The organism is Mycolicibacterium sarraceniae (assembly GCF_010731875.1).
GTDB classification, from domain to species: Bacteria; Actinomycetota; Actinomycetes; order Mycobacteriales; family Mycobacteriaceae; genus Mycobacterium; species Mycobacterium sarraceniae.
The window spans coordinates 3,132,524-3,157,814 of sequence record NZ_AP022595.1; the positions used below are offsets into that span (position 1 = coordinate 3,132,524).

Here is a 25,291-nt window from a genome sequence, read left to right on the forward strand (position 1 = left end):
AGTGATTGAAGAGGCTCTCTTCGATGCCGAAGAGAAAATGGAGAAGGCCGTCGCGGTCGCCCGCGACGACTTGTCGTCCATCCGGACCGGACGGGCCAACCCCGGCATGTTCGCGCGCGTCGTCGTTGACTACTACGGATCACCGACTCCGATCACGCAGCTGTCGAGCGTGAACGTGCCCGAGGCGCGGATGGTCGTCATCAAGCCGTACGAGGCGTCGCAGCTGCGCGCGATCGAGGACGCCATCCGCAACTCCGACCTGGGCGTCAACCCCACCAACGACGGCAACATCATCCGGGTGTCGATCCCGCAGCTCACCGAGGAACGTCGCCGGGATCTGGTCAAGCAGGCCAAGTCCAAGGGTGAGGATGCCAAGGTCTCGGTGCGCAACATCCGCCGTCGTGCGATGGAGGAACTGCACCGCATCCGCAAGGACGGCGAGGCCGGCGAGGACGAGGTCGGTCGCGCGGAGAAGGATCTGGACAAGGCCACCGGGACCTACGTCGGTCAGATCGACGAATTGGTCAAGCACAAAGAAGGCGAGTTGCTGGAGGTCTGATGGCCGCTCAGCAACCAGTGCCTGTGGCAGATACCGAATCCGGCGCACCCGGTCCCGCGGCGGAGAAGAAGACCTCTCGCGCCGGCCGTGATCTGCCCGCCGCGATCGCCGTCGGCGCCGCGCTCGGCGCGATGGCGATCGGCAGCCTGCTGTTCGCGCCCAAATGGTGGTTTCCGCTGCTGGCCATCGCGATCGCGATCGCCACCCACGAGGTGGTCCGCCGGTTGCGTGAGCACGGCTACGTGCTGCCCGTTGTGCCGCTGTTGCTCGGCGGCCAGGCGATGATCTGGCTGGCCTGGCCCTGGGGCGTCCCCGGGACGCTGGGCGCCTACGGCGGCACGATCGTGGTCGCGATGGTGTGGCGCCTACTCGGCCAAGGGCTGCGCGAGCAGCCGGTCAATTATCTGCGTGATATCGCCGCCACCGTTCTGCTGGCCACCTGGGTGCCGTTGTTCGCGAGTTTCACCGCGCTGCTGATCTTCCAGGACAACGGCGGTGCCCGGGTGTTCATCGTGATCGCCACCGTCGTGTTCGCCGATATCGGCGGCTATACCGCGGGTGTGCTGTTCGGCAAGCACCTGCTGGCCCCGGCAATCAGCCCCAAGAAGTCCTGGGAGGGCCTGGGCGGCTCCCTGCTGTTCGGTATCGGCGCCGCCGTGCTGTCGGTGACGTTCCTGCTGCACAAGCCCGCCTGGGTCGGTCTGCCGCTCGGATTGATGCTGGTGATCACCGGTGTGCTCGGCGATCTGGTCGAGTCCCAGGTCAAGCGCGACCTGGGCATCAAGGACATGGGAACGCTGCTGCCGGGCCACGGCGGGATCATGGACCGCATCGATGCGATGCTGCCGTCGGCGGTCGCCGGCTGGATCGTCCTGACGCTGCTGGCCTGAGCCGATTTGCCCGTCCAGGGATACTGGACGCAATGAAACAAGAGCTCGTCTTCGAGGCGCCGCGGCGCGCGCTACCGCCGCGTCATCTCGCCGACCTGGACGCCGACGGCCGGGCGGCCGCGGTAGCCGAGCTCGGGCTGCCCGCGTTCCGGGGTAAGCAGCTGGCCCAGCAGTACTACGGGCGGCTGCTCGCCGACCCGCAGCAGATGACCGATCTGCCCGCCGCGGTCCGCGACACCGTCGCTGAGGCACTGTTCCCGAAGCTGCTGTCGGTGGCCAAAGAGATCGAATGCGACGCCGGGGAGACCCGAAAGACGTTGTGGCGCGCCCACGACGGCACCACGTTCGAGTCGGTGCTGATGCGCTACCCGAACCGCAACACCGTGTGCATCTCATCGCAGGCCGGCTGCGGGATGGCCTGCCCGTTCTGTGCGACCGGTCAGGGCGGGCTGACCCGCAACCTGAGCACCGCCGAGATCCTCGAGCAGGTGCGCGCGGCGGCGGTGACATCGCGCGACGAGTTCGACGAGCGACTGTCCAATGTGGTGTTCATGGGGATGGGCGAGCCGCTGGCCAACTATGCCCGGGCGTTGGCCACGGTGCGGCGCATCACCGCCCCGGCGCCGGAGGGGTTCGGGATCTCGGCGCGGTCGGTGACGGTGTCGACCGTCGGGCTGGCCCCGGCGATCCGCAAGCTGGCCGACGAGCATCTGGGGGTGACGCTCGCGGTGTCGCTACACACCCCCGATGACGAGCTGCGCGACACCCTGGTGCCGGTGAACAACCGCTGGAAGGTCAGCGAGGTGCTTGGTGCGGCCCGGTACTACGCCGATGCGACCGGCCGGCGGGTGTCGATCGAGTATGCGCTGATCCGCGACGTCAACGACCAGCCGTGGCGGGCCGACCTGTTGGGCAAGAAGCTGCACAAGGCGCTGGGACCGCTGGTGCACGTCAATCTGATTCCGCTCAACCCGACACCGGGCAGCCAGTGGGATGCCAGCCCGAAGCCGGCCGAACGCGAGTTCGTCCGCCGGGTGAAGGCCGCCGGCGTGTCGTGCACCGTGCGCGATACCCGGGGGCGTGAGATCGCGGCGGCCTGCGGTCAGCTCGCCGCGGAGAACTAGGCCCTAGCGGATCCAGCCGCGGCGACGTCCCCACCAGTCGCGGACGGTGGCGGCGAAGACCAGCACCGCGAACACCACCAGCACGTAGTCCTCGATATGGCCGACGTGGTTGCCGCGCAGCATGGCCAGCAGGAACAGGGTGACGAAGATGCCGACACCGTGCCAGGTGCGCGGGGTGATCTTGCTCCAGCCCCACGCGGCCGAGGGAACGTCGGCGGGGTCAACCTCTGTGTAGCGCTCCACCTCGGTGCTCACCATTGCGGCTCCTGTCGGACTCAGATAGGCGATCGCCGTAATTCTGGCACACCCACCCGGCGTGGGCTCAGCCGATCTGGCCGTAGCGTCGCAACGCCTCGGCGCGCTCGGCCGCGTGCTCGACGATCGGCTCCGGATAACCGGCGGGCCGGCCGCCCTTGAGGGTGTGGACGTCGGCGCCGGCCAGTTCGGGGCCGGCCAGCTCAGGCACCCAGCGCCGCACGTAATCGCCGGCGGGATCGAACTTCTGGCCCTGTGCGGTCGGATTGAACACCCGGAAGTACGGCGCCGCGTCCGTCCCCGAACCGGCGCACCACTGCCAGCCGTGTTGATTGCTGGCCATATCGCCGTCCACCAGCTGTTCCAGAAACCACCGGGCGCCCCACTGCCACGGCAGGTGCAGGTCTTTGACCAGGAACGACGCCACGATCATCCGCACCCGGTTGTGCATGAATCCCGAATCGCGCAGCTGGCGCATCCCGGCGTCGACGATCGGGTAGCCGGTGCGGCCCTGCTTCCAAGCCTCGAACAGGTCGCCGGCCGGTGGCCCCTCGTCGACCTCGATGGCGTCGAACTTGCGGTTCCAGTTCCCCCACGCGCTGTCCGGCCACTCGTGCAGCACCGCGGCGTAGAAGTCGCGAAACGCCAGCTCCCGCAGGTAAGCCCCGGGGCCGGTAGCTCGCACGTTCAGATCGGCGGCCATCGTCCGAGGGTGGATTGTGCCGAACTTCAGGTGTGCCGACATCCGGCTGATGCCCGGCTTGTCCGGGCGATTGCGGTCTTCGGCGTAGTCGGCCATGCCTGAATCGAGAAACTCCGCCCACCGATCCAGGGCGGCAGACTCGCCGGCTGCGAGGTCCAGGTCGGTGCCGGGATCGGGGGCGCCCACCAAGAATTTCGATGCCAGGCCCGCCGGGTCGACCCAGCTCACCGAAGCTTCCGCCGACGGCGCGGGGGAGCGCCAGCCGACTTCCCGCCAGCGCGCCACATACGGCGTGAACACTTTGTAGGGAGTTCCGTCGTCCTTGGTGACCCGACCCGGGGAGACCAGATACGGGGAACCAGTGGCCCGCAGCTGCGCGCCCATCTCGGCCAGCGCGGCGGCCACCGCCTCGTCGCGGCGCACCCCGAACGGACTGAAGTCGGCAGAGATGTGGACGTCGCTGGCACCGATTTCCTTGCACAGTAACGGGATTCGCTTCTCGGGCCGACCGCGGGTGATCAGCAGCCGCCCGCCCATGGCGTCGGAGAGCTCACGTAGCGAATCACCGAGGAACTGCAGCCGGCGCGGGCCCGACGATTGCTCCAGCCGCGGATCCAGCACAAAGCACCCGAGCACATCGGCCCCGTCGGCGGCCGCCTCCAGCAGCGGCGGCAGGTCGCGCAGGCGCAGATCGCGGCGGAACCACAACAGAGTCGGCGGCATGTCTCCATGCTGCCCTGTCGGGTGCAAACGACAAACTCGCGTCAGAGCACCCCTGCGGAGGCGGCACAATTGATGGGTGAGCTCCGACAAGCGACTGAAGGTCCTGATCCTGGGCAGCACCGGTTCCATCGGAACCCAGGCGCTGGAGGTCATTGCCGAGAACCCGGATCGCTTCGAAGTCGTCGGGCTGGCCGCCGGTGGCGGAAACCCCGATCTGCTGGCGCGCCAGCGTGCCGAAACCGGCGTGGCGAACATCGCCGTCGCCGACGCGGCCGCTGCCGACAAGGTTGGTGAGGTCACCTACCGCGGTCCCGATGCCGCCACTCGGCTGGTCGAGAACACGCAGGCCGATGTCGTGCTCAATGCTCTGGTCGGAGCGCTGGGACTACAACCGACGCTGGCCGCGCTGGCCAGCGGTGCCCGCCTGGCGCTTGCGAATAAGGAATCGCTGGTCGCGGGTGGTCCGCTAGTGCTCAAGGCCGCGCAACCCGGCCAGATCGTGCCCGTCGATTCCGAGCACTCTGCGATGGCCCAATGTCTGCGCAGCGGCACGGCAGACGAGGTCGCAAAAATCGCGCTCACCGCGTCCGGCGGTCCGTTCCTCGGCTGGTCGGCCGCCGACCTCGACACCGTCACCCCTGATCAGGCGGGAAAGCATCCCACTTGGGACATGGGCCCGATGAACACGCTGAACTCGGCTTCACTGGTCAACAAGGGCCTCGAGCTGATCGAGACGCATCTGCTGTTCGGCGTCCCCTATGACCGCATCGAGGTTGTGGTGCATCCGCAGTCGATCGTGCATTCGATGGTGACCTTCACCGACGGTTCGACAATCGCCCAGGCCAGCCCGCCGGATATGAAGTTGCCGATCGCGCTGGCACTGGGCTGGCCGGACCGGGTGCCGGCCGCGGCCTCGGCCTGCGATTTCAGTAAGGCCGCTACCTGGGAGTTCCTGCCGCTGGACGACGAGGTGTTCCCCGCCGTCAACCTGGCTCGGGACGCCGGGCAGGCCGGCGGTTGCCTGACCGCGGTCTACAACGCCGCCAACGAAGAGGCCGCCGCGGCCTTCCTCGACGGGAAGATCCGGTTCCCGGCGATCGTGCGAACAATTGCCGACGTCCTGCACGCCGCCGACCAGTGGGTCGCCGAACCGGCTACCGTGGAAGACGTACTTGACGCGCAGCGATGGGCGCGGGAACGCGCCCAAGAGGCCGTCACACAGGAGGTCGCTTCAATCCGATGATGTTCGTTATCGGCATTGCGCTGTTCGCACTCTGCATCCTCATCTCGGTTGCACTGCATGAATGCGGGCACATGTGGGTGGCTCGCGCCACCGGGATGAAGGTGCGCCGCTACTTCGTGGGCTTTGGTCCGACGCTGTGGTCCACCCACCGGCCCAACAAGCTCGGTGCCACCGAGTACGGGCTCAAGGCCGTCCCGCTGGGCGGCTTCTGCGATATCGCCGGCATGACCTCGGTCGATGAGATCGCACCCGAAGACCGCCCGTACGCGATGTACAAGCAGGACACCTGGAAGCGGGTCGCGGTGCTGTTCGCCGGCCCGGCGATGAACTTCATCATCGGCCTGGTGCTGATATTCGGGATCGCTGTCATCTGGGGCCTACCCAACCTGCACGCGCCGACCACCGCCGTCGTAGGCGAAACGCAATGTGTGGCACCGGAAGTCACCAAGGGTAAGCTCGGCGACTGCACGGGCCCCGGCCCGGCGGCACTGGCCGGCATCAAGCCCGGCGATGTCGTCGTGAAAGTCGGCAACGCGGATGTGAAGAATTTCGACGAGATGGTCACCGCCGTGCGCGGCGCTTCGGGCCCGACGCCGTTCGTCGTGCAGCGCACCGAGAACGGCGCCACCCGCGAATTCACCACCACCGTCGACGTCACCCCCACGCAGCGCTACGCCGCCAAAGAGAAGGGCGCCGAGCCAGTTCCCACCAGCGTCGGCGCCGTCGGTGTCGGCGCGGCGACATTCCCGCCGACGCAGTACAACGTGCTGACGGCGGTGCCGGCCACCTTCGCCTTCAGCGGTGACCTGGCCGTCGAACTGGGCAAGTCGCTGGCCAAGATCCCGACCAAGGTAGGGGCGCTGATCCACTCCATCGGCGGCGGCGAGCGTGACCCCGAGACCCCGATCAGTGTCGTGGGCGCCAGCATCATCGGCGGTGACACCGTCGACCACGGCCTGTGGGTGGCGTTCTGGTTCTTCCTGGCCCAGCTCAACTTCGTGCTCGGGGCGATCAACCTGGTACCGCTGTTGCCGTTCGACGGTGGCCACATTGCGATCGCGCTTTTCGAGAAGATCCGCAACCTCGTCCGATCGGCCCGTGGCAAGGTCGCCGCCGCGCCGGTGAACTACCTGAAGCTGATGCCCGCCACCTACGTGATCCTCGTCGTGGTGGTCGGCTACATGCTGTTGACCGTCACCGCCGACCTGGTCAACCCCATCCGACTTTTCCAGTAGGAGACTCCCGTGACCTCTATAGGCCTGGGCATGCCGGCACCGCCGGCGCCCGTACTGGCGCCCCGACGCAAGACCCGCCAGCTGATGGTGCGCGATGTCGGTGTCGGCAGTGAGTCCCCGATCTCGGTGCAGTCGATGTGCACCACCAAAACTCACGACGTCAACACCACGCTGCAGCAGATCGCCGAGCTCACCGCGGCCGGCTGCGATATCGTCCGGGTCGCGTGCCCTCGCCAGGAGGACGCCGACGCACTGGCCGAAATCGCCAAGCACAGCAACATTCCGGTGATCGCTGACATTCACTTCCAGCCCAAGTACATCTTCGCCGCGATCGACGCCGGCTGTGCTGCGGTGCGCGTCAACCCCGGCAACATCAAGGAGTTCGACGGCCGGGTCGGCGAGGTCGCCAAGGCCGCTGGCGCGGCGGGCATCCCGATCCGCATCGGCGTCAACGCCGGCTCGCTGGACCCGCGGTTGATGCAGAAGTACGGCAAGGCCACCCCGGAGGCCCTCGTCGAGTCCGCGCTGTGGGAAGCCTCGCTGTTCGAGGAGCACGGCTTCGGCGACATCAAGATCAGCGTCAAGCACAATGATCCCGTCGTGATGGTCGCCGCCTACGAGCTGCTGGCCGAAAAGTGCGATTACCCACTGCATCTCGGCGTAACCGAGGCCGGCCCTGCGTTCCAGGGCACCATCAAGTCGGCCGTCGCCTTCGGCGCGCTGCTGTCGCGGGGGATCGGTGACACCATCCGGGTGTCGCTGTCCGCCCCGCCCGTCGAAGAAGTCAAGGTCGGCACCCAGATCCTGGAGTCGCTGAACCTGCGGCCGCGCGGGCTCGAGATCGTGTCCTGCCCCTCCTGCGGGCGCGCCCAGGTCGACGTCTACACACTGGCCAACGCGGTGTCCGCTGGTCTCGACGGTCTCGATGTGCCGTTGCGGGTGGCGGTGATGGGGTGCGTGGTCAACGGTCCGGGCGAGGCCCGCGAGGCCGATCTGGGGGTGGCATCGGGCAACGGTAAGGGCCAGATCTTCGTCAAGGGCGAGGTGATCAAGACGGTGCCCGAGGCGATGATTGTCGAGACATTGATCGAAGAGGCGATGCGACTCGCTGAAGGTCAGCGTGGCACTGATGCATCTGCCAGCGGTGCACCGGTGGTCACCGTAAGCTGATCGCGACACCCCGCAGGGTTTTGACCCCCCGCAGAAAGTAACCGCATGTCGGCTCCACCACTGTTTCGTCTGGCCGACGAACGACGGGTCTCGGTGGTGCGCGACGCCGCGGCGGTGGCTCGGGTGTTCGCCGATGACCCGGTCGGATCCTGCATGGTGGCCGCACGGGTCGCCGATCACGGTGTCGAGCCACAGGCTATCGGCGGCGAGCTCTGGACGCGTGGGCGCGCTGAGGAATCGCTGTCCTACGCCGGGGCCAACCTGATCCCGTTGCGCGGTGCGCAATCCGACTTGCACGCGTTCGCCGATAAGGCGATGAGCACCGCGCGGCGGTGTTCCGCTCTGGTCGGCCGCGCCGAACTGGTCCTGCCGATGTGGGACCGCCTTCAGCACGCCTGGGGTCCGGCCCGCGATGTGCGCGACCATCAGCCGTTGATGGCACTCGGTGTGCCGCCGGCGTGCCGGACCGACCCGGCGGTGCGGCGAGTTCGGGTCGACGAGTTGGACACCTATCTGGTGGCGGCCATCGATATGTTCATCGGCGAGGTCGGGATCGATCCGCGAATTGGTGACGGCGGCAGGGGATACCGGCGCCGGGTTGCCAGTCTGATCGCGGCAGGCCGGGCCTATGCTCGCTTCGAGCACGGCCAGGTGGTGTTCAAGGCGGAGGTCGGTTCGCAGTCCCCGGTGGTCGGCCAGATCCAGGGGGTCTGGGCCCATCCGGAGTGGCGCGGTCGCGGGTTGGGCACGGCGGGCACCGCGGCTGTCGCCGCTGCCGTGGTCGCCAGCGGGCGGATCGCGAGCCTCTACGTCAACAGCTTCAACGAGGTCGCCCGGGCGGCCTACGCGCGGGTGGGCTTCGCCGAGGTCGGAATGTTCGCCACCGTTCTGCTCGACTGACCTGAGATCAATTTGCTCGATCGGGGGCGAGCCTGCGCGATCTGCGCTTCCTATCGGTGAAGCACGACATAAGTCGTGTTGTCTCAGGGGGTTCTGACGCGTCGGTGGCGTTACCTTCAGCCGGAGCCGCCGGTGTGTTTGCGGCGCTTTCCGATCACGGGCTCATAACATTTGTCCCAATGGCTACTTGCACCTCATTAGCAACACGAGTCACAGGCGTCGTCTCGATTTTGGCGGTGGTGGCCGCGTCGGCGACCCTGTCGGCATGCACGCCTCGCCCCGACGGGCCGGGTCCGGCCGCCGAGAAGTTCTTCGCCGACCTCACCAAGGGCGATACCGCCAGTGCGGCGCAACTCTCCGACCGGCCCGCTGACGTCCAGGCCGCCCTCAACGAGGCGTGGGCCGGGCTGCAGGCGACCCACCTCGACGCTCAGGTCCTCGGCTCGCGCTATACCGAGGACACCGGCAGCGTGAATTACCGCTTCACCTGGCAGCTGCCCAAAAAGCGGACCTGGACCTACGACGGCGTGCTGCAGATGATCCGCGACGAGGGCACCTGGCGGGTCCGCTGGACCCCGGCTGGGTTGCACCCCAAACTCGGTGAACACCAGCACTTTTCGTTGCGCGCCGATGCACCGCGGCGGGCCTCGGTCAATGAGCTCGGCGGCACCGATGTGCTGGCTCCCGCCAACCTGTACCGCTACCAGCTCGACGCGGCCAAGGCCGGCAGCCAGCTGATGTCGACATCGCGAGTGGTCGCCGATCAATTGCGCCAGTTCGACAACACGCTGGACCCGCAGCGACTCGCCGAACAGGCCAGCTCATCGAGCAACCCGCTGGACCTCGTCACGTTGCGCCCGTCCGACCACGACAAGGTCGGTTCGGCGCTGGACGCCCTGCCCGGCGTCGTCGTCACCCCGCAGGCCGACCTGCTACCCACCGACGACCGCTTCGCCCCCGCCGTGATCAGCCAGGTGAAAAAGGCCGTCCTCGACGAGCTCGACGGCCAGGCCGGCTGGCGGGTGGTCAGCGTGAACCAGAACGGCTCCGACGTCGACGTGCTGCAAGAGGTCGCGCCGACACCGGCGCCGTCGATCTCGATCACGCTGGATCGCTCGGTCCAGGACGCCGCCCAGCATGCCGTCGACACTCAGGGCCGCAAAGCCATGATGGTCGTCATCAAGCCGTCGACCGGTGAAATCCTTGCGGTGGCCCAGAACGCGGCCGCCGACGCTGACGGCCCGGCGGCCACCACCGGCCTGTATCCGCCCGGGTCGACATTCAAGATCGTCACCGCTGGTGCGGCCATCGACCGCGATATGGCCACCCCCAACACCCTGCTGGGCTGCCCGGGCGAGCTCGATATCGGCCACCGCACGATCCCGAACTACAACAAGTTCGACCTCGGCACGGTCCCGATGTCCAAGGCGTTCGCGAACTCGTGCAACACCACCTTCGCCGAACTGGCCAGCCGGATGCCGCCGACCGCGCTGACGGTGGCGGCCTCCCAGTACGGAATCGGCCCGGACTACACGATCGACGGGCTGACCACCGTGACGGGAACCGTGCCGCCGACGGTGAATCTGGCCGAGCGCACCGAGGACGGATTCGGGCAGGGCAAGGTTCTGGTCACCCCCTTCGGGATGGCGCTGGCCGCCGCGACCGTCGCCGCCGGCAAGACTCCCAACCCGCACCTGATCGTGGGCAGCCAGACTGCCGAGACCGGTGACCACCCGCCGATCACACCCGCCATGCTCGACGGTTTGCGGCCGATGATGCGCATGGTGGTCACCAACGGCACCGCCAAGGAGATCAACGATTCCGGTGATGTCCGGGGGAAGACGGGTGAGGCCGAGTTCTCGGGCGGTTCACACGCGTGGTTCGCCGGCTATCGGGGCGACCTGGCCTTCGCGGCGCTGATCGTGGGCGGCGGTAGTTCGGAATACGCGGTGCGGATGGTCAAGATGATGTTCAGCGAGCTGCCTGCCGGTTACTTGGCTTAAGGCGGGTGTAGGTCGGCATATGAAACTGATTTGACGACAACGTAATTGGCGGCTCGATCCCGGTCTGTTCACCGCGCGGCTGCACGACACGGGCACGACGGTGGTGCACGTCGTCGGCTCGCTGAACGCTGCCCGTAAAGCTGTAGACGCCGGGTGGCCACCGAGGGTGCCGAGGCCCGCTTCTGACTCAGCCGGCGACGACGTCGGGGCCCTGGACCTTCACCGCGACCGCAACCAGCGGCTCGACGGCAGGCCCGCGCAGCACCGCGCCGTCCAGACCGAATTGGCTGCCGTGGCATGGGCAGTTCAGCGTGCCGTCGGTGACCGCAGGCAGCGCGCAGCCGGCATGGGTGCAGCGGGCGACGAATCCGTCGAACACCCCGGCGGTGGGCTGGGTGATCACGGTGTCGCCGACGACCTTGCCCGAACCCACCGGGATGTCCGCGGTGGCGGCCAGCACCTGACCGGGCGCCATCGATGTCGGCGCCGTGGTGAGGTCACCGGTGTTGGTGTTGCAGGCGGCGATCGGCGCGATGGCGGCCCCGATCAGGACGGTCCGGCGCGGCAAGTCGAACATGGGAACAGGCTAGCCCAGCGCCGCCGACACAGACCTGTGGCCAGGGCTAACAGGTACCGTGGAGTGGCTATGACCGGAATCGACCACACACCAGCACTGCGGGTGTCCGATGCCGACCGCAACGGGACGCTGCGGCGGTTGCACAATGCCGTCGCACTGGGATTGATCGATATCGGCGAATTCGAGGAGCGCTCGGCGCAGGTGTCGGCGGCTCGGATGCACGCCGACCTCGAGACTCTGGTCGACGACCTGCCCGGACCGGGCGCCATCGTCACGTCCGCCGCCGATCGGGTGGAACTGCGTGGCTGGATGGGGTCGCTGAAGCGGCATGGGGAGTGGACTGTGCCGACCCGGCTGGCGCTGGTGCGCCGGATGGGCTCGGTCGAACTCGACCTCACCAACGCCCGCTTCGCCGGACCGGTCGTCGTCATCGAACTCGACATGGTGCGGGGCTCGGTGGACCTGCGGCTGCCCGACGGGGCGAGCGCGTCCATCGATGACATCACCGTCTACGCCGGCAGCGCTCGCGACCGTCGCAAGGACGCACCGGCCGAGGGCACCCCGCACGTGGTGCTCACCGGCCGGGTGGTCATGGGATCGGTGAACGTCCGCGGCCCCAAGCGTCCGCTGCTGCGTCGCCACTAAACTGGCTAGATGCCCGTACGCACTGCACTCCGGCCTGGAGTGATCGCACCGACCCTGCCGGTCCCCAGGGCGATCGAGCGTCCCGAATATGTCGGTAAGTCCACGGTCGCCGAAGGCGCCGAACCCTGGGTCCAGACGCCCGAGGTCATCGAGAACATGCGTATCGCCGGCCGCATCGCGGCCGGCGCGCTCGCCGAGGCCGGTAAGGCCGTCGCGCCGGGGGTGACCACCGACGAGCTCGACCGGATCGCCCACGACTACATGATCGATCACCGCGCCTACCCGTCGACGCTGTTCTACAAGGGTTTTCCGAAGTCGTGCTGCACCTCGCTGAACGAGATCATCTGCCACGGCATCCCGGACTCGACCGTGGTGCAGGACGGCGACATCGTCAACATCGACGTGACCGCGTTCATCCACGGTGTGCACGGCGATACCAATGCCACGTTCCTGGCCGGTGACGTCAGCGAAGAGCACCGGCTGCTGGTGGACCGCACCCACGAGGCGACAATGCGGGCCATCAAGGCCGTCAAGCCGGGCCGCGCCCTGTCGGTGGTCGGCCGGGTCATCGAGGCGTATGCAAACCGCTTCGGCTACAACGTGGTTCGCGACTTCACCGGACACGGCATCGGCACCACCTTCCACAACGGTCTGGTGGTGCTGCATTACGACCAACCCGAGGTCGAGACCCTGCTGGAGCCGGGCATGACGTTCACCATCGAACCCATGATCAATCTCGGCGCACTGGATTACGAGATCTGGGACGACGGCTGGACGGTGGCCACCAGGGACCGCAAGTGGACCGCGCAGTTCGAGCACACCCTGGTCGTGACCGAGGACGGCGCGGAAATCCTGACCCTGGCCCCGTGACCGGCCGCGCGCTGCTGATCGCCGGCGCCACCTCGGATGCCGGCAAGTCGATGGTCGTCGCCGGGCTGTGCCGGCTATTGGCGCGCAAGGGAATTAACGTCGCGCCGTTCAAGGCCCAGAACATGAGCAACAACTCGGTGGTCACCGTCGACGGCGGCGAGATCGGCCGGGCCCAGGGCATGCAGGCACGTGCAGCGGGTCTGCAACCCAGCATCCGTTTCAACCCGGTCCTGCTCAAACCCGGGAGTGACCGCACCTCGCAGCTGGTGGTCAAGGGTCATCCGGTCGGCAGCGTCGGCGCGAAGGATTACATCCGACACCGCGACTGGCTTGCCGGGGTGGTTGCCGACGAATTGAGCTCACTGCGAGCCGAATTCGATGTCGTGGTGTGTGAGGGCGCTGGATCACCCGCCGAGATCAACCTGCGCGCAACCGATCTGGCCAACATGGGCCTGGCGCGCGCGGCGAACCTGCCCGTGGTGATCGTCGGCGATATCGACCGCGGTGGCTTGCTGGCCCACCTGTTCGGCACCGTCGCGGTGCTCTCGCCAGAGGATCAAGCCTTGATTGCCGGCTTCATCGTCAACAAATTCCGCGGCGATCCTGCACTGCTCGCACCGGGCCTCGACCAGCTGGCCGAGCTCACCGGCCGCCCTACGTATGGGGTTGTGCCTTATAGCGACGAGCTGTGGCTGGACGCCGAGGATTCGGTGTCGGTGGTGGCCGGCCACGTGGTTGGGATGCCGTCGCCACCGCGGGGGGAGCGCGGGCTGCGGGTTGCGGCGATCCGGTTGCCGCGAATCTCGAACTCCACCGATATTGAGGCGCTGGCCTGCGAACCCGGAGTCCTGGTCCGCTGGGCGTCCGAGCCGGCCGAGGTGGCCGACGCCGATATCGTCGTGATCCCGGGCAGTAAGGCCACCGTCGCCGACCTGGGCTGGCTGCGCGAGCGTGGACTGGCCGACGCGATTACCTCACACGCGCGTGCCGGGCACGCTGTCCTCGGTATCTGCGGCGGCTTCCAGATGCTGTGCCGCCGCGTCGGCGACACCGTCGAGACCCGCACCGGTGATGTCGAGGGGCTGGGACTGTTGGACGCTGATATCGACTTCGCGGCGGACAAAGTGCTGCGGCGCTGGCCGAGTCCGTTGGGCGGTTACGAAATCCACCACGGCCGGGTGACACGGTGCGTCGAGGACGCCTGGTTCGAGGCCGACGGTGCCGTGCAGGGCTACGTCCGGGGCGCCGTGTTCGGCACCCACTGGCACGGCCTGCTCGACAACGACGAATTCCGTCGCGGCTGGCTCACCACCGCTGCCGCTGCGGCCGGAAGGGTGGATTTCCGGGTGGCCGACGATGTCAGCGTGCCCGCCCGCCGGGATGCTCAACTCGATGTCATGGCCGATTTGTTGGCCGCCCACCTCGATATCGACGCGCTGATGGCGCTGCTGGACACGCGCGCGCCAGTGCGCCCCACGGTGAGCACACGACTGAGTCGGTAGCCTGAAACTCATGTCGGGTCGGACGGTGCTGGTCGCAAGTGTTGCCGCGGTGCTGGTCGCCGGCTGCGGATCGACGCTCACCGGCACGGCGACGTGGCCCGGGGCCACCTTGGAGAAAGCCACGCTGGGCGCGGCCGATTTCCCGCCGGGAGTGCAGTACGACCGCATCATCGAGCAGGCCGGTCAGCCTGACAACGCCGGCAGCCCGCCGTCGATGCTGTCGCGCCCCGAGGGCTGCGCCAACGCCATGACCAACGTCATCGCGGAGTCGGCTGAGCGCGGCCCAGGCGCCGCGGCGAAATACGTCGCCACCTACAACGGCGCGCGCATCGTGATGACCGTGCTGTCGTCCCCACTGGACCTTGCGAAGCTGGAGGCGGCGGCCGGCCGGTGTGCGAAATTTGAAGCGTTTTTCGATCCGCGAAGCAAGGGCATTCCCATTACGACCACTGAGCTACCCCCTTTGGGGGACGACATGCTGGCGTATCAGCAAACAATGCAGCTGATGGGTTCGCCCAATAGTGTTTACATGGCATTCCAGAATGTTGGCAGGTACGGAATGTTCGGAATCGCCTTTCCCACGCCCGATCCCAGGGTTGAAGCCAAAGCGACACTGCCGCAGACGTTCCTGGACGTTTTCGCCAAGCAGGCCGCCAAGATTCGTCGCGCCATCTGAGTAGGAGTTGAGAGACCCTGCGAAAACCGCCCGCTGAAAGCCGCGTTCACAGTAACGTGGCGAAATGCTGTCGACAATGGTGACTGTCGATGGGTTTCCCGTGCCAGTCAGCGTGACCGGCCCGGAGAAGGGCCCCTTCGTCGTTGTGCTGGGAGCGGCCCAGCACGCACCGGCCGCCTATGACGGGGTCTGCCAACGCTTGCACACCGCGTCCGTGCGCACGGTCGTCATCGGCGCTGATCCACGGTTGCATCCCAAAGCGGTGGTGGGCATCCTCGATGCGCTCGATGTCCGGTGGGGCATCTTGGTGGGCGACCGCGCCGGCGCGGAGCTCGCCTGGGAGCTGGCCGCCACCCGGCTCGATCGGTTCACCGGTCTGGTCGTCATTGACCGTGGACATCCCAAGGTCCCGGATCAGAACGGCGTGGTCCGCGACGAGGAGTGCCCGCCGGTGGAGATCAACACCACCGCGTTGGTCAGTACGCCGGCCGCCCGGGCGCTGGCCCGAGCCAGCCAGCGCTACGTGTACAGCGATTTCCGCCTGGTGGAGTTCACCGGCCGGCGCAATGCCGCGGAATCCACCGCGCAGCTCGCCGCTGAGATAGTGCTGCGCACCAGTACTTGGTGAGTCCGTGCGACGGCGCTTCGGGTCCGTCGACCCCGACGGTGACGCCCTTGCCCTGCTCGCCGCGGGTGGTGTGACGACCATGTCGCCCACCTCGGCCGGGAATGCGTGCTCGTCGGAATCGAAGGTGGCCAGCCTGCCGCGGGGCACCATGATTCCGGCTTGGGAGACGATCCGGCAGGTGAGGCGTTTGTTATCGCACCGGCTCATCGCCACCGCCGAGGTGTATTCGCTCGACGACTCCCGCGTCCAGCGCATCGCGGACCAGGCCCCTCCAGGTGGGTGAGCGCGGGCACCGGGCAATAGCCCTTCGGCCGGTCGATCACTTCAGCCGGGATCACTTGTCGCGCAGGGCTTCGTAGTTGTCGATGCAGCCGTTCCAGGCGATCGTCAACCCGAGGTCGGCGTCGACCATGGGTTGCCCACCAGCCTCGGACAGACCGCTGAGTTTCAGCGATGGTCGGGCGGCACCCGGCCCTGAGACCACACCCCGGACCCGTCAGGACCGCGCGGGGGTGTCGACCTGCTTGATCGGCCCGGTGAACCAGTTCTTCACCGACACATGCCAGTAGATGTAGAGCAGGATCAGCACGCCGCCCACCAACAGCGGGGTGTAGTTGACGAACTTCCACTCGAAGCTGGCGTCCCACGGTGCGCCACCGAGCGAGGTCGGGAACATCGCGATGATCGAGGTGACGATGATTTCGATCAACGCGACCGGCGCCATCCACTTGTGGTGACCGCGCAGGTTCCACTTGCCGATCGGGAACGAATCGCCGGCCTTCCACCGGTAGTAGATCGGCACCGCGAAGCACAGGTATAGGCCCACCACGCCGATCGACACCACCGCGAAGAATGCGACCGGCACCGGGGCGCCGTTGATATCGACCTTGACCAGTGCGGGCAGCGTGAGGATCGCCGCGATCGAGGCAGTGACGATGACCGCGTTGGCCGGCACCTTCTTGGCGTTGAGTTTCGACCACAGCTGGTGGCCGGGCACCGCCCGGTCGCGGCTGAACGCGAACAGCATGCGCGAGGCGCTGGTCTGGCAGGCCGTGGTGCAGAACAGCTGGCCTGCGGTGGAGATCAGCAGCACGATGCCGGCCCACTTGGACGTCAGCGCCTGGCTGAAGATCGTGGCGACCGCACCGCCGCCGGAGGTCACCCCGTCAACGTCCTGCACGGCGAACAGGAAGGTCAGCAACAAGATCCAGCCGCCGATCGCTGAGTAGAAGATCGAGCGCCAGATGCCCTTGGCGGCGCCATCGGCCGCGCTCTTGGTCTCCTCGGACAGGTGCGCCGACGCGTCATAGCCGGTGATCGTGTACTGGGTGAGGATCGCCGACATCGGCAGCACGAACAGCAGGAAGGTGAACCCGGAGGTGGAGCCGCCGAAGAAGCCGGTGTTGTTGACCGTGGTGGCGAACACCGTGGAGAAGCTGGCGTGCTGTTCGGGCAGCGCCCACAGGATGACGATGACGGCAGCTGCGCCGATGACGTGCCACCACACCGAGATGTTGTTGATGACGGCCAGCAGATGGCTGGAGAAGATGTTGATCGTCGCGACGATCACCAGTATGACCAAGAACAGGATGAATGTGCGGGTCAGGCTGTAGCCGGCCAGCCAGCTCTCACTGAACGTCCCCAGCGTGAGATCGAGGAACGTCGCCGAGCCGTAGGCCACCGAGGCCAGGATGGCGATCAGGCCGATCAGGTTCAGCCAACCGGTGTAGTAGCCGGCTTTCGGGCCGCCGAGTTTGGCTGCCCACCAATAGATTCCACCCGACGTCGGGAAGGCGGAGACGAGCTCGGACATACAGAGCCCGATGATCAGGATGAAGACCGAGATGATGGGCCAGCCCCAGGCGATGGCCGCCGGGCCGCCGTTGTTCCAGCCCAGGCCGAACGAGGTGAAGCAGCCGGCCAGGATGGAGATGATCGAGAACGAGATGGCGAAGTTGCTGAACCCGGACCAAGACCGGTGTAGCTCCTGGGTGTAGCCGAGGCTGGCGAGGTGCTTTTCGTCATCGTCGAGAAGTTCGTGACCCTCTGGCACGGCGTTGCTCCTTCTGGTCCGTTCTGGGCGCCGGTGGCGGAGAGGCGTCGACCGGCGCTCTCTGAGTAGGGACAATAGGCCGCTATTGGTCTGGTGTCCTACCTTTGCAGTGACGTTTATGTAAATCTGGTGGGTGACGCTGCCGCTGCGGCGACGTCCAATGGTTGACTTTCCGTCGAATCATTCTCGAACCGGCGCTATCGAGAGGGGCACCTGTGACACCTGATGGTGTGGGCCGCCGCCGGCCTGGTCTATTGGAGCAGGCCGAACTGGATGCCCTGGTGGCCGCCGGGCAGATCGACACGGTGATCGTGGCCTTCACCGATATGCAAGGGCGGTTGACCGGCAAGCGGGTCGCCGCCCGGCTGTGGGTCGAAGAAGTGGCCGCACACGGCGCGGAGTGCTGCAACTACCTGCTGGCCGTCGACGTCGATATGAACACCGTCAGCGGCTACGCGATGTCGAGCTGGGAGTCCGGCTACGGCGACATGGTGATGATGCCCGACTTCGACACCCTGCGTCTGCTGCCGTGGCTGCCCGGTACCGCGTTGGTGATGGCCGACCTGTCATTCGTCGAGGGCGGCCCGGTGGCGCCGGCGCCGCGCTCGATCCTGCGGACTCAGCTCGACCGGCTGGCGCAGCGCGGGTTGGAAGCGTTCATCGGAACCGAGCTGGAGTTCATGGTCTTCGATGACACTTTCCGTGATGCGTGGGCGGCCGGCTATCGGGGACTGTCCACCGCAACCGACTACAACGTGGACTACGCCATCCACGCCTCCACCCGGATGGAACCGCTGTTGCGTGATATCCGTCTGGGCATGGACGGTGCCGGCATGTACTGCGAAGGAGTCAAGGGGGAGTGCAACCTCGGCCAGCAGGAGATCGCGTTCCGTTACGACACCGCGCTGGTGACCTGCGATAACCACACCATCTACAAAAACGGTGCCAAGGAGATCGCCGATCAGCACGGCAAGAGTCTGACGTTCATGGCGAAATTCGATGAGCGCGAAGGCAATAGCTGTCATATCCACATCTCGCTGCGCGGCGAGGACGGTTCGGCGGTGTTCGCCGACGACAACGAGCCACTCGGCATGTCGCCGATGTTCCGGAGTTTCATCGCCGGCCAGTTGGCCACCCTCCGTGATCTGACCCTGTTCTACGCGCCGAATATCAACTCCTACAAGCGATTTGTCGAAGGAAGCTTCGCCCCGACGGCCATCGCCTGGGGGATCGACAACCGGACCTGCGCACTGCGGGTGGTGGGCCATGGCCATTCCATGCGGATGGAATGCCGCGCGCCCGGTGGCGACGTCAACCAATATCTCGCGGTGGCTGCGCTGATCGCCGGTGGTCTGCACGGCATCGACAACGGGCTGGAATTGCCCGATGCCCACGCCGGCAACGCCTACACCAGTGGCGCCGAGCGGCTGCCCACCACGCTCGCCGAGGCCGCCGCACTGTTCGAGAGTTCGGCGATCGCGCGCGAGGCGTTCGGCGATGAGGTCGTCGAGCACTACCTCAACAACGCTCGCGTCGAGCTGAGCGCGTTCAATTCTGCGGTCACCGACTGGGAAAGGGTACGCGGCTTTGAACGCCTCTAGTTCTCGCCCTAAACTCGGGCTGACCACCTATCTGCAGCAGGCCAAATCGGGCATCTGGGACAAGAAGGCGGCCTTCCTGCCGGGTATCTACATCGAGGGCGTGACGCTGGCCGGCGGTATCCCCATGCTGCTGCCGCCGCAGCCGGTGGACACCGATATCGCCAACCAGGTCCTCGACGGGATCGACGGTCTGATCGTCACCGGCGGCAGGGACGTCGACCCGTCGACGTACGGCCACGACCCGCACCCCAGGACCGATGAACCCGACCGCGGTCGCGATGTCTGGGAGTTCGCGCTGATAACCGCTGCGCTGCAGCGTCATCTGCCGGTGCTCGGCATCTGTCGTGGGGCCCAGGTGCTCAACGTCGCGCTGGGTGGCACGCTGCACCAGCATCTGCCCGATATCGTCGGGCACACCCGCCATCAGCAGGGCAACGCGGTGTTCAGCACGTCGGCGATCCGGACCGTGGCCGGCAGCAGGCTGGCCGGGTTGGTGGGGGAGAACACCAATGCCCAGTGCTACCACCACCAGGCGATCGACCGGCTCGGTGATGGTTTGATGATCAGCGCACTGGACGATGACGGCGTGATCGAGGGCGTCGAAATCCCGGGCGACGACTTCGTTCTGGCCGTGCAGTGGCATCCCGAGGAGACGTTGGACGACCTGCGGCTGTTCGCCGGACTGGTCGAGGCGGCAAGGTTGTACACGACAGAGAGAGCAGGACTGTGATAACTGAGCTGGTCAATCCAGCCACCGAGCAGGCGTTGCGTACGGTTGAGCTGACCGATGTCGACGGGGTTGACGACGCGATCGCCCGGGCGAAGATCGCGCAAAAGGGCTGGGCGGCTGCGGCTCCCGCCGAACGCGCGACCGCTCTGCGGGCGTTCGCGGCCGCGGTCGACGCCCACGTCGGTGAGCTGGCCGCCCTGGAGGTCGCCAACTCCGGGCATCCGATCGGCGCTGCCGAGTGGGAAGCCGGGCATGTGCGCGATGTCCTGCAGTTCTACTCGGCGACTCCGGAACGGTTGTCAGGCAAGCAGATTCCGGTAGCGGGCGGGCTGGACGTCACCTTCAACGAGCCGATGGGTGTGATCGGGGTGATCACGCCGTGGAACTTCCCGATGCCGATCGCGGTGTGGGGTTTCGCCCCCGCGCTGGCCGCGGGCAATGCGGTGGTGCTCAAACCGGCCGAGTGGACTCCGCTGACGTCCATCCGGCTCGGTGAGCTCGCCCTGGAATCCGGCCTGCCCGAGGGCCTGTTCCAGGTACTGCCCGGGCAGGGTTCGGTGGTCGGTGAGCGGTTCATCAGCCACCCGGGAGTCCGCAAGATCGTGTTCACCGGCTCGACCGAGGTCGGCACCATGGTGATGGCCGGGGCCGCCACGCAGGTGAAGCGGGTGACGCTGGAGCTGGGTGGCAAGAGCGCCAATATCGTTTTCGCCGACTGCGACCTCGAGAAGGCGGCCGCCACCGCGCCCTACGGGGTGTTCGACAACGCCGGGCAGGATTGCTGTGCTCGCAGCCGAATTCTGGTGCAGCGTAGCGTGTTCGACAAGTTCATGGAGCTGCTCGAGCCGGCCGTCAAGGGCCTGGTCGTCGGTGATCCGGCAGCCCGGGACACCGAGATGGGTCCGTTGGTGAGCCGCAAGCACTTCGACTCGGTGGCCGCTTATGTCCCCGACGACACCAACGTCGCCTTCCGCGGCTCGGCACCTAGCGGCCCCGGATTCTGGTTCCCGCCCACGGTGCTCACCCCGGAACGCACCGACCGGACTGTCACCGAGGAGATCTTCGGCCCGGTCGTGACCGTGCTGCCGTTCGAGGACGAGGCGGATGCCATCGCGCTGGCCAATGACACGGAATACGGTCTGTCCGGCTCGATCTGGACCGGTAACCTGTCGCGGGCGGTGCGGGTGTCGCGCGCCGTCGACGCCGGCAACCTGAGCGTGAATTCCCATTCGTCGGTGCGGTACAACACTCCGTTCGGCGGATTCAAGCAATCCGGTCTGGGCCGCGAGCTCGGACCCGATGCGCCCCTGCACTTCACGGAAACCAAGAACGTCTTCTTCGCAGTAGAGGAGAGCTAGATGGATCTGTCCCAGCGACTCAAGGACAAGGTCGCGGTCGTCACCGGTGGCGCCAGCGGTATCGGGCTGGCCGCGGTCAAGCGGATGCGGGCCGAGGGTGCGATCGTCGTCATCGGGGACGTCGACCCGAAGACCGGCCAGTCGGTTGCCAATGACCTGAACGTCCAGTTCGTCCAGGTCGACGTCGCGGATCAGGTTGCCGTGGATAACCTGTTCGACACCGCTTTTGAGACGCACGGCGGTATCGACATCGCGTTCAACAATGCCGGTATCAGCCCACCCGATGACGATCTCATCGAGAACACCGGTATCGACGCCTGGGACAAGGTGCAGGACGTCAACCTCAAGTCGGTGTTCTTCTGCTGCAAGGCCGCGCTGCGGCACATGGTGCCCGCGCAGAAGGGCTCGATCATCAACACCGCGTCGTTCGTGGCGGTGATGGGATCGGCGACCAGCCAGATCTCCTACACCGCATCCAAGGGCGGCGTGCTGGCCATGTCGCGCGAGCTCGGAGTTCAATACGCGCGCCAGGGGATTCGGGTCAACGCGCTGTGCCCCGGACCGGTGAACACCCCGCTGCTGCAGGAATTGTTCGCCAAGGATCCCGAGCGGGCCGCCCGCCGGCTGGTGCACGTACCGATGGGCCGGTTCGCCGAACCCGAGGAGTTGGCCGCCGCGGTGGCATTCCTGGCCAGTGAGGACTCGTCGTTCATCACCGGGTCGACCTTCCTGGTCGACGGCGGGATCAGCGGCCACTACGTGACACCGCTGTAGAGGCGATGACCTTGACCGGCGCTCCGGAACCGCGGCAGGCCTCTGAGGCACTGCTGCGTCCGGTGCGCCTGGGCAACGCCTTCGAGGACACCGTCGGCCGGTTGTTGGAGACCATCAAGCTCGGTGTGCTGGCACCAGGCGATTCGCTACCGCCCGAACGTGAACTCGCCGTCCGGCTCGGCGTCAGCCGCGACACCGTCCGAGAGGCGATCAAGTCGCTGGCCGAGGCGGGCTACCTGGTATCGCGGCGCGGCCGCTACGGCGGTACCTTCCTGGCCGAGTCACTGCCCGCGCCGACCGCGGGAGTGGTGGGGTTCAGCCGCACCGATATCGATGACGCCCTGCGGCTGCGGGAGATCCTCGAAGTCGGTGCGGCCCGGCTGGCCGCCACCCGCACGCTGACCGCGGCCGAGCGGGAAGGGCTGTGGTCCCGGATGGCCGACGTACGGTGCGCGTGCGCCGACGACTATCGGCGATTCGATTCGAGGCTGCACCTGGCGATCGCCGAGGCGGCCGGGTCTCCGTCGCTGGTGCCGCTGGTGGCCGAGAACCGGATGCGCTTGAACGCCCTGCTGGACCAGATCCCGTTGCTGCGCCGCAATATCGCCCACTCCGACGAACAGCACGAGGCGATCATCATCGCGATCCTAGCCGGCGACCCCGATGCGGCGGGGTCTGCGATGCAGGCCCACGTTGCGGGCTCAGCCGCCCTGCTGCACGGCTTCTTGGACTAAGGCACGCCTTACCAATAGGTTCCGTGCAGCGCACCCCAGTTGCGAAGCAGATCAAGCTTTTTCACAGATTCTGGCTCATCCACAAGGTGTTTCCGTGGGCCATCTTTTGAGTTCCTAACCGGAGTCAAGCGGTTTGTTGTTGCTTCTTGGGAATGCGAGCGGGCGAATTTCTGGGTTGATGTTGTTCCACTGCCAGTCGCGTTCGGCTTGGTTGCTCTGGCTGTCGGAGGTGTGCAGGCCGGCGGCTTTGGTCGCGTAGGTTGCGGCGTGCTGGGCGTGGTTGGCCATGTGTGCCACCGCTGCTGCTTGGCCTGTTGCTCGCGCGGCGGCTACGGCTGCGGGTGCACCGGCTTGTTCGGCGTCGCGTGCAGCGGCATGGGCTGCGAACGCTGCACTGCGACATGCGGTCATCGGGACTTTGTCGTCGATCCAGGCTCGCAGTGTGTCGATGGCCGTGCGCGGGCGAGCATCACCGGGGCGGGTGTTCTCGAAGATCGGGAGCGTGCGCTCTGCGCATTCGGCGGCCCATCGAGCGAGCGCCTTGTGGGTGAGTGGATCGGGGTTCGTCCCCTTCTTGGCGGGGTCGGTCACCGTGTCATGCTCTCACGCCGCTGCGGCGTTGTTGGGCTGCGCTGACGAGTTCTAGTGTGGGGATGACGGGCCGGTGGATTGGAGCGCTTGGCGACTCCTGTTGTCCCCGGCCCGTCCTGCCTTTGAGTCGCTGGGATTGGCGGGTGTTGGCGGCGTTGATCCTGGTCTGCCGATCAACGCGATGGTGTGCGGCTACGAGGCGTCGGCCTTCGTCGGCGTCGATGAGTCGGCCGTCGGTGTTGCGTAGCTGATAGGGCTGGCCGGTGCGCCAACAGCTGGCGATGCGGGTGAGCAGCATCGTGGCGATGTGGCAGGTCGCTGAGGCGATGATGCCGGTGGGATCGGCCTCGGCATACAGGTTGGCGGCTCGCTCGTCGAGATCATCGATCTGATCGGTCAATGCTTGAGCCTGCTCGGCTTCGATGGCGATATCGGCGGCCAACTCGGCGAAGTCGATGCGGGCATCCGCTCCAGCGCCCCACAACTGCAACGATTCCTGGGCTGCGGCCAAGATCAGTGTGGCCTGCGGTTCACGCCAGGCGCCGCGAGAGTGCCGAATCAAGAACCGCGTCAGCCGGGCATGCCCGAGACGGATTACGGTCTGCGGATCGGCGTAGCGGGCCAACAACGCCAACGTCGCCTTGCCGTAACGGGTCCCGAGCGCGTCGTACCAGGCCGGCCCGAGCAGTTCGAGCTGGGCATCCAGACGCTGAAAGACCGCGGTGCGGCGTTTGACGATCGAGGAGCGCATCTTCACGATGCGGCGCAACGGATCGGCAGGGCCGTCGCTGGTGTGATCACGAAGCCCTTCAGGATGCAGCAGCGGCAGCCGGGCCAGCATCACCACTCGCAACGCGTCGTCGTCACCCAAACCGCAAGCAGCCCAAATCTTTTCCAGTTCGTCAGGCCGAGTGAAGAACCGGCGGCCGGTCCAGACGAACGTGCCATCAGGTCGCGCAAGCGACGCCTGATGCGCCGCCCGACACGCCAGGTCGATACCCAAGATGAGTTCCACGACATCCTTTCAGGAGAAGGTGTAGACGCGAGGCCAGCGCCGGCATTGCCCAGACACTCCATAAGCAGGAGTCCGCCAGTCAGCGGCACCAAGTTCCCGAACAGGGACACCCCACTGGCCGCGGGTCGTGCTCGCGGACGGCCACTCAAGTCTCAGGAATCCGAGCGGTTCCAGTCGGTGGGTTCGACCGCCCGCGAGCACTCACCCAATCTAAATGTCGGTGGGTCGCACTAGTGTTCGGAGGTATGAGTTCGGTTCTGCGGCGCTGGATGCGCTTGACGCCGCGGTCGAACTCGTGGGTGCCGCCGATATCGAGGAGCTGCCCGGACCTGAGCGGTTCGCGGTCCTTGAGCGGCTGGAGACGGCGGTGCGTCGTCAGGTCGCCGTCTGCCATGAGCAGATCACCCATCTCGAACGGTACGAGGGGTGCCCGCCGATCCCGATCGTGTTGGCTGATGTGTTGCGGATCAGCCGCCCGGCGGCCAGGCGCCGGGTCCGTGATGCCGAACAACTCACCGCGCGCACCACACTGACCGGCGAGCGGTTAGCACCGCTGCTGCCGGAGACGGCGAAGGCCTGGGCGGCCGGGTGTCTCGACGGCGAGCACCTACGGGTGATCCAGAAGTTCTTCACAGAGCTGCCCACTCAGAGGCGGCACCAACGACTACCACCACCGGAGAACGACTCCTCCCCAAAGGCGACGAAAGAGCCTAGACGAAGACTCGCACTGGT

General features: G+C 66.7%; 24 protein-coding genes and 3 pseudogenes. 19 read left to right on the forward strand and 8 right to left on the reverse strand.

All coding sequences use genetic code 11. The features are described from left to right. Position 1: 1 nt before the first annotated feature. Genes frr through rlmN form a run of 3 tightly spaced genes read left to right on the forward strand, consistent with a single transcriptional unit; the run spans position 2 to position 2,573 of the window. Positions 2–559, forward strand: coding sequence for a ribosome recycling factor (gene frr, locus G6N13_RS15565; RefSeq protein WP_132163407.1), 558 nt, complete (start codon positions 2–4; stop codon positions 557–559). Then, entirely contained in the window at positions 559–1,449 is an 891-nt protein-coding gene (locus G6N13_RS15570; RefSeq protein ID WP_163698386.1) for a phosphatidate cytidylyltransferase, read from the forward strand. Before frr ends, G6N13_RS15570 begins: the two co-directional genes overlap by 1 nt. Before the next feature lie 32 nt (positions 1,450–1,481). Next, complete coding sequence (gene rlmN / locus G6N13_RS15575) at positions 1,482–2,573, forward strand: dual-specificity RNA methyltransferase RlmN (RefSeq protein WP_163698389.1); 1,092 nt, start codon at positions 1,482–1,484, stop codon at positions 2,571–2,573. 3 nt (positions 2,574–2,576) lie between these two features. Here the strand turns inward: rlmN and G6N13_RS15580 are convergent, their stop codons facing one another. Both G6N13_RS15580 and G6N13_RS15585 read right to left on the reverse strand, forming a co-directional pair. Continuing rightward, complete coding sequence (locus G6N13_RS15580; RefSeq protein ID WP_163698391.1) at positions 2,577–2,831, reverse strand: DUF2631 domain-containing protein; 255 nt, start codon at positions 2,829–2,831, stop codon at positions 2,577–2,579. 64 nt (positions 2,832–2,895) lie between these two features. Next, complete coding sequence (locus G6N13_RS15585; RefSeq protein ID WP_163698393.1) at positions 2,896–4,254, reverse strand: cryptochrome/photolyase family protein; 1,359 nt, start codon at positions 4,252–4,254, stop codon at positions 2,896–2,898. 76 nt (positions 4,255–4,330) lie between these two features. On the opposite strand from G6N13_RS15585, the gene dxr reads away from it, so the two are divergent. From dxr to G6N13_RS15610, 5 genes are all read left to right on the forward strand, one after another. Beyond that, a complete protein-coding gene (gene dxr / locus G6N13_RS15590; protein WP_163698395.1) occupies positions 4,331–5,497 on the forward strand; it encodes a 1-deoxy-D-xylulose-5-phosphate reductoisomerase in 1,167 nt (388 codons plus the stop codon). Continuing rightward, complete coding sequence (locus tag G6N13_RS15595; RefSeq protein ID WP_163698397.1) at positions 5,494–6,732, forward strand: M50 family metallopeptidase; 1,239 nt, start codon at positions 5,494–5,496, stop codon at positions 6,730–6,732. Before dxr ends, G6N13_RS15595 begins: the two co-directional genes overlap by 4 nt. Positions 6,733–6,762: 30 nt before the next feature. Further along, complete coding sequence (gene ispG / locus G6N13_RS15600; protein WP_163702174.1) at positions 6,763–7,902, forward strand: flavodoxin-dependent (E)-4-hydroxy-3-methylbut-2-enyl-diphosphate synthase; 1,140 nt, start codon at positions 6,763–6,765, stop codon at positions 7,900–7,902. A 45-nt stretch (positions 7,903–7,947) separates the two neighbouring features. Then, entirely contained in the window at positions 7,948–8,802 is an 855-nt protein-coding gene (locus tag G6N13_RS15605; protein WP_163698399.1) for a GNAT family N-acetyltransferase, read from the forward strand. 179 nt (positions 8,803–8,981) lie between these two features. After that, the gene (locus tag G6N13_RS15610) at positions 8,982–10,805 is read left to right on the forward strand and encodes a penicillin-binding transpeptidase domain-containing protein (protein WP_163698402.1); all 1,824 of its coding nucleotides are present in this window, start codon (positions 8,982–8,984) and stop codon (positions 10,803–10,805) included. Positions 10,806–10,992: 187 nt separating this feature from the next. Here the strand turns inward: G6N13_RS15610 and G6N13_RS15615 are convergent, their stop codons facing one another. Continuing rightward, positions 10,993–11,382: a QcrA and Rieske domain-containing protein gene (locus G6N13_RS15615; protein WP_163698404.1), complete on the reverse strand. Its 390-nt coding sequence runs from the start codon at positions 11,380–11,382 to the stop codon at positions 10,993–10,995. Positions 11,383–11,451: 69 nt separating this feature from the next. On the opposite strand from G6N13_RS15615, the gene G6N13_RS15620 reads away from it, so the two are divergent. The 5 genes from G6N13_RS15620 (at position 11,452) to G6N13_RS15640 (ending at position 15,703) form a co-directional block, all read left to right on the forward strand. Beyond that, the gene (locus tag G6N13_RS15620; RefSeq protein WP_163698406.1) at positions 11,452–12,027 is read left to right on the forward strand and encodes a DUF1707 SHOCT-like domain-containing protein; all 576 of its coding nucleotides are present in this window, start codon (positions 11,452–11,454) and stop codon (positions 12,025–12,027) included. Positions 12,028–12,036: 9 nt separating this feature from the next. Then, positions 12,037–12,897, forward strand: coding sequence for a type I methionyl aminopeptidase (gene map, locus G6N13_RS15625; RefSeq protein WP_163698408.1), 861 nt, complete (start codon positions 12,037–12,039; stop codon positions 12,895–12,897). Continuing rightward, a complete protein-coding gene (locus tag G6N13_RS15630; RefSeq protein ID WP_163698410.1) occupies positions 12,894–14,399 on the forward strand; it encodes a cobyric acid synthase in 1,506 nt (501 codons plus the stop codon). Before map ends, G6N13_RS15630 begins: the two co-directional genes overlap by 4 nt. Before the next feature lie 10 nt (positions 14,400–14,409). Next, positions 14,410–15,075, forward strand: coding sequence for a hypothetical protein (locus tag G6N13_RS15635; RefSeq protein WP_163698413.1), 666 nt, complete (start codon positions 14,410–14,412; stop codon positions 15,073–15,075). 64 nt (positions 15,076–15,139) lie between these two features. Then, positions 15,140–15,703: an alpha/beta hydrolase gene (locus G6N13_RS15640; protein WP_163698415.1), complete on the forward strand. Its 564-nt coding sequence runs from the start codon at positions 15,140–15,142 to the stop codon at positions 15,701–15,703. A gap of 16 nt (positions 15,704–15,719) precedes the next feature. Here G6N13_RS15640 and G6N13_RS25190 read toward each other — a convergent pair. From G6N13_RS25190 to G6N13_RS15655, 3 genes and pseudogenes are all read right to left on the reverse strand, one after another. Further along, a pseudogene (locus G6N13_RS25190) lies at positions 15,720–15,949 on the reverse strand (N-acetylglutaminylglutamine synthetase); the annotation flags it as partial. Positions 15,950–16,040: 91 nt separating this feature from the next. Next, positions 16,041–16,189, reverse strand: a pseudogene (locus G6N13_RS15650) (hypothetical protein); the annotation flags it as partial. A gap of 10 nt (positions 16,190–16,199) precedes the next feature. Beyond that, positions 16,200–17,756 (reverse strand): amino acid permease, encoded by a 1,557-nt coding sequence (locus G6N13_RS15655; protein ID WP_163698417.1) that lies wholly within the window; start codon positions 17,754–17,756, stop codon positions 16,200–16,202. 215 nt (positions 17,757–17,971) lie between these two features. On the opposite strand from G6N13_RS15655, the gene G6N13_RS15660 reads away from it, so the two are divergent. The 5 genes from G6N13_RS15660 to G6N13_RS15680 are packed head-to-tail and all read left to right on the forward strand — an operon-like array spanning position 17,972 to position 22,953. Continuing rightward, on the forward strand, positions 17,972–19,357 hold the full coding sequence (locus G6N13_RS15660; protein ID WP_407663740.1) for a glutamine synthetase family protein: 1,386 nt from the start codon (positions 17,972–17,974) through the stop codon (positions 19,355–19,357). After that, positions 19,344–20,087 (forward strand): gamma-glutamyl-gamma-aminobutyrate hydrolase family protein, encoded by a 744-nt coding sequence (locus G6N13_RS15665; protein ID WP_163698419.1) that lies wholly within the window; start codon positions 19,344–19,346, stop codon positions 20,085–20,087. The genes G6N13_RS15660 and G6N13_RS15665 overlap by 14 nt, the downstream gene beginning before the upstream one ends. Further along, complete coding sequence (locus tag G6N13_RS15670; protein ID WP_163698421.1) at positions 20,084–21,445, forward strand: aldehyde dehydrogenase family protein; 1,362 nt, start codon at positions 20,084–20,086, stop codon at positions 21,443–21,445. The genes G6N13_RS15665 and G6N13_RS15670 overlap by 4 nt, the downstream gene beginning before the upstream one ends. After that, positions 21,446–22,219, forward strand: coding sequence for a 3-oxoacyl-ACP reductase (locus tag G6N13_RS15675; RefSeq protein ID WP_163698423.1), 774 nt, complete (start codon positions 21,446–21,448; stop codon positions 22,217–22,219). It begins immediately after the preceding gene. Positions 22,220–22,224: 5 nt separating this feature from the next. Continuing rightward, positions 22,225–22,953: a FadR/GntR family transcriptional regulator gene (locus G6N13_RS15680; RefSeq protein WP_163698425.1), complete on the forward strand. Its 729-nt coding sequence runs from the start codon at positions 22,225–22,227 to the stop codon at positions 22,951–22,953. Positions 22,954–23,067: 114 nt separating this feature from the next. Here the strand turns inward: G6N13_RS15680 and G6N13_RS15685 are convergent, their stop codons facing one another. After that, complete coding sequence (locus tag G6N13_RS15685) at positions 23,068–23,544, reverse strand: putative immunity protein (RefSeq protein WP_179964992.1); 477 nt, start codon at positions 23,542–23,544, stop codon at positions 23,068–23,070. Positions 23,545–23,548: 4 nt separating this feature from the next. Continuing rightward, the gene (locus G6N13_RS15690; protein WP_456320135.1) at positions 23,549–24,559 is read right to left on the reverse strand and encodes a hypothetical protein; all 1,011 of its coding nucleotides are present in this window, start codon (positions 24,557–24,559) and stop codon (positions 23,549–23,551) included. A 214-nt stretch (positions 24,560–24,773) separates the two neighbouring features. Here G6N13_RS15690 and G6N13_RS15695 point away from each other — a divergent pair. After that, positions 24,774–25,259, forward strand: a pseudogene (locus G6N13_RS15695) (DUF222 domain-containing protein); the annotation flags it as partial. Positions 25,260–25,291 lie beyond the last annotated feature (32 nt).

Coding starts and splice junctions, on each gene's coding strand:
- G6N13_RS15675 (WP_163698423.1), top strand. CDS start 21,446: ATGGATCTGTCCCAGCGACTCAAGGACAAGGTCGCGGTCGTCACCGGT.
- G6N13_RS15595 (WP_163698397.1), top strand. CDS start 5,494: ATGATGTTCGTTATCGGCATTGCGCTGTTCGCACTCTGCATCCTCATC.
- rlmN (WP_163698389.1), top strand. CDS start 1,482: ATGAAACAAGAGCTCGTCTTCGAGGCGCCGCGGCGCGCGCTACCGCCG.
- G6N13_RS15605 (WP_163698399.1), top strand. CDS start 7,948: ATGTCGGCTCCACCACTGTTTCGTCTGGCCGACGAACGACGGGTCTCG.
- G6N13_RS15640 (WP_163698415.1), top strand. CDS start 15,140: ATGCTGTCGACAATGGTGACTGTCGATGGGTTTCCCGTGCCAGTCAGC.
- G6N13_RS15570 (WP_163698386.1), top strand. CDS start 559: ATGGCCGCTCAGCAACCAGTGCCTGTGGCAGATACCGAATCCGGCGCA.
- G6N13_RS15585 (WP_163698393.1), bottom strand. CDS start 4,254: ATGCCGCCGACTCTGTTGTGGTTCCGCCGCGATCTGCGCCTGCGCGAC.
- G6N13_RS15635 (WP_163698413.1), top strand. CDS start 14,410: ATGTCGGGTCGGACGGTGCTGGTCGCAAGTGTTGCCGCGGTGCTGGTC.
- map (WP_163698408.1), top strand. CDS start 12,037: ATGCCCGTACGCACTGCACTCCGGCCTGGAGTGATCGCACCGACCCTG.
- G6N13_RS15615 (WP_163698404.1), bottom strand. CDS start 11,382: ATGTTCGACTTGCCGCGCCGGACCGTCCTGATCGGGGCCGCCATCGCG.
- G6N13_RS15620 (WP_163698406.1), top strand. CDS start 11,452: ATGACCGGAATCGACCACACACCAGCACTGCGGGTGTCCGATGCCGAC.
- G6N13_RS15580 (WP_163698391.1), bottom strand. CDS start 2,831: ATGGTGAGCACCGAGGTGGAGCGCTACACAGAGGTTGACCCCGCCGAC.
- G6N13_RS15610 (WP_163698402.1), top strand. CDS start 8,982: ATGGCTACTTGCACCTCATTAGCAACACGAGTCACAGGCGTCGTCTCG.
- G6N13_RS15680 (WP_163698425.1), top strand. CDS start 22,225: ATGACCTTGACCGGCGCTCCGGAACCGCGGCAGGCCTCTGAGGCACTG.
- ispG (WP_163702174.1), top strand. CDS start 6,763: ATGCCGGCACCGCCGGCGCCCGTACTGGCGCCCCGACGCAAGACCCGC.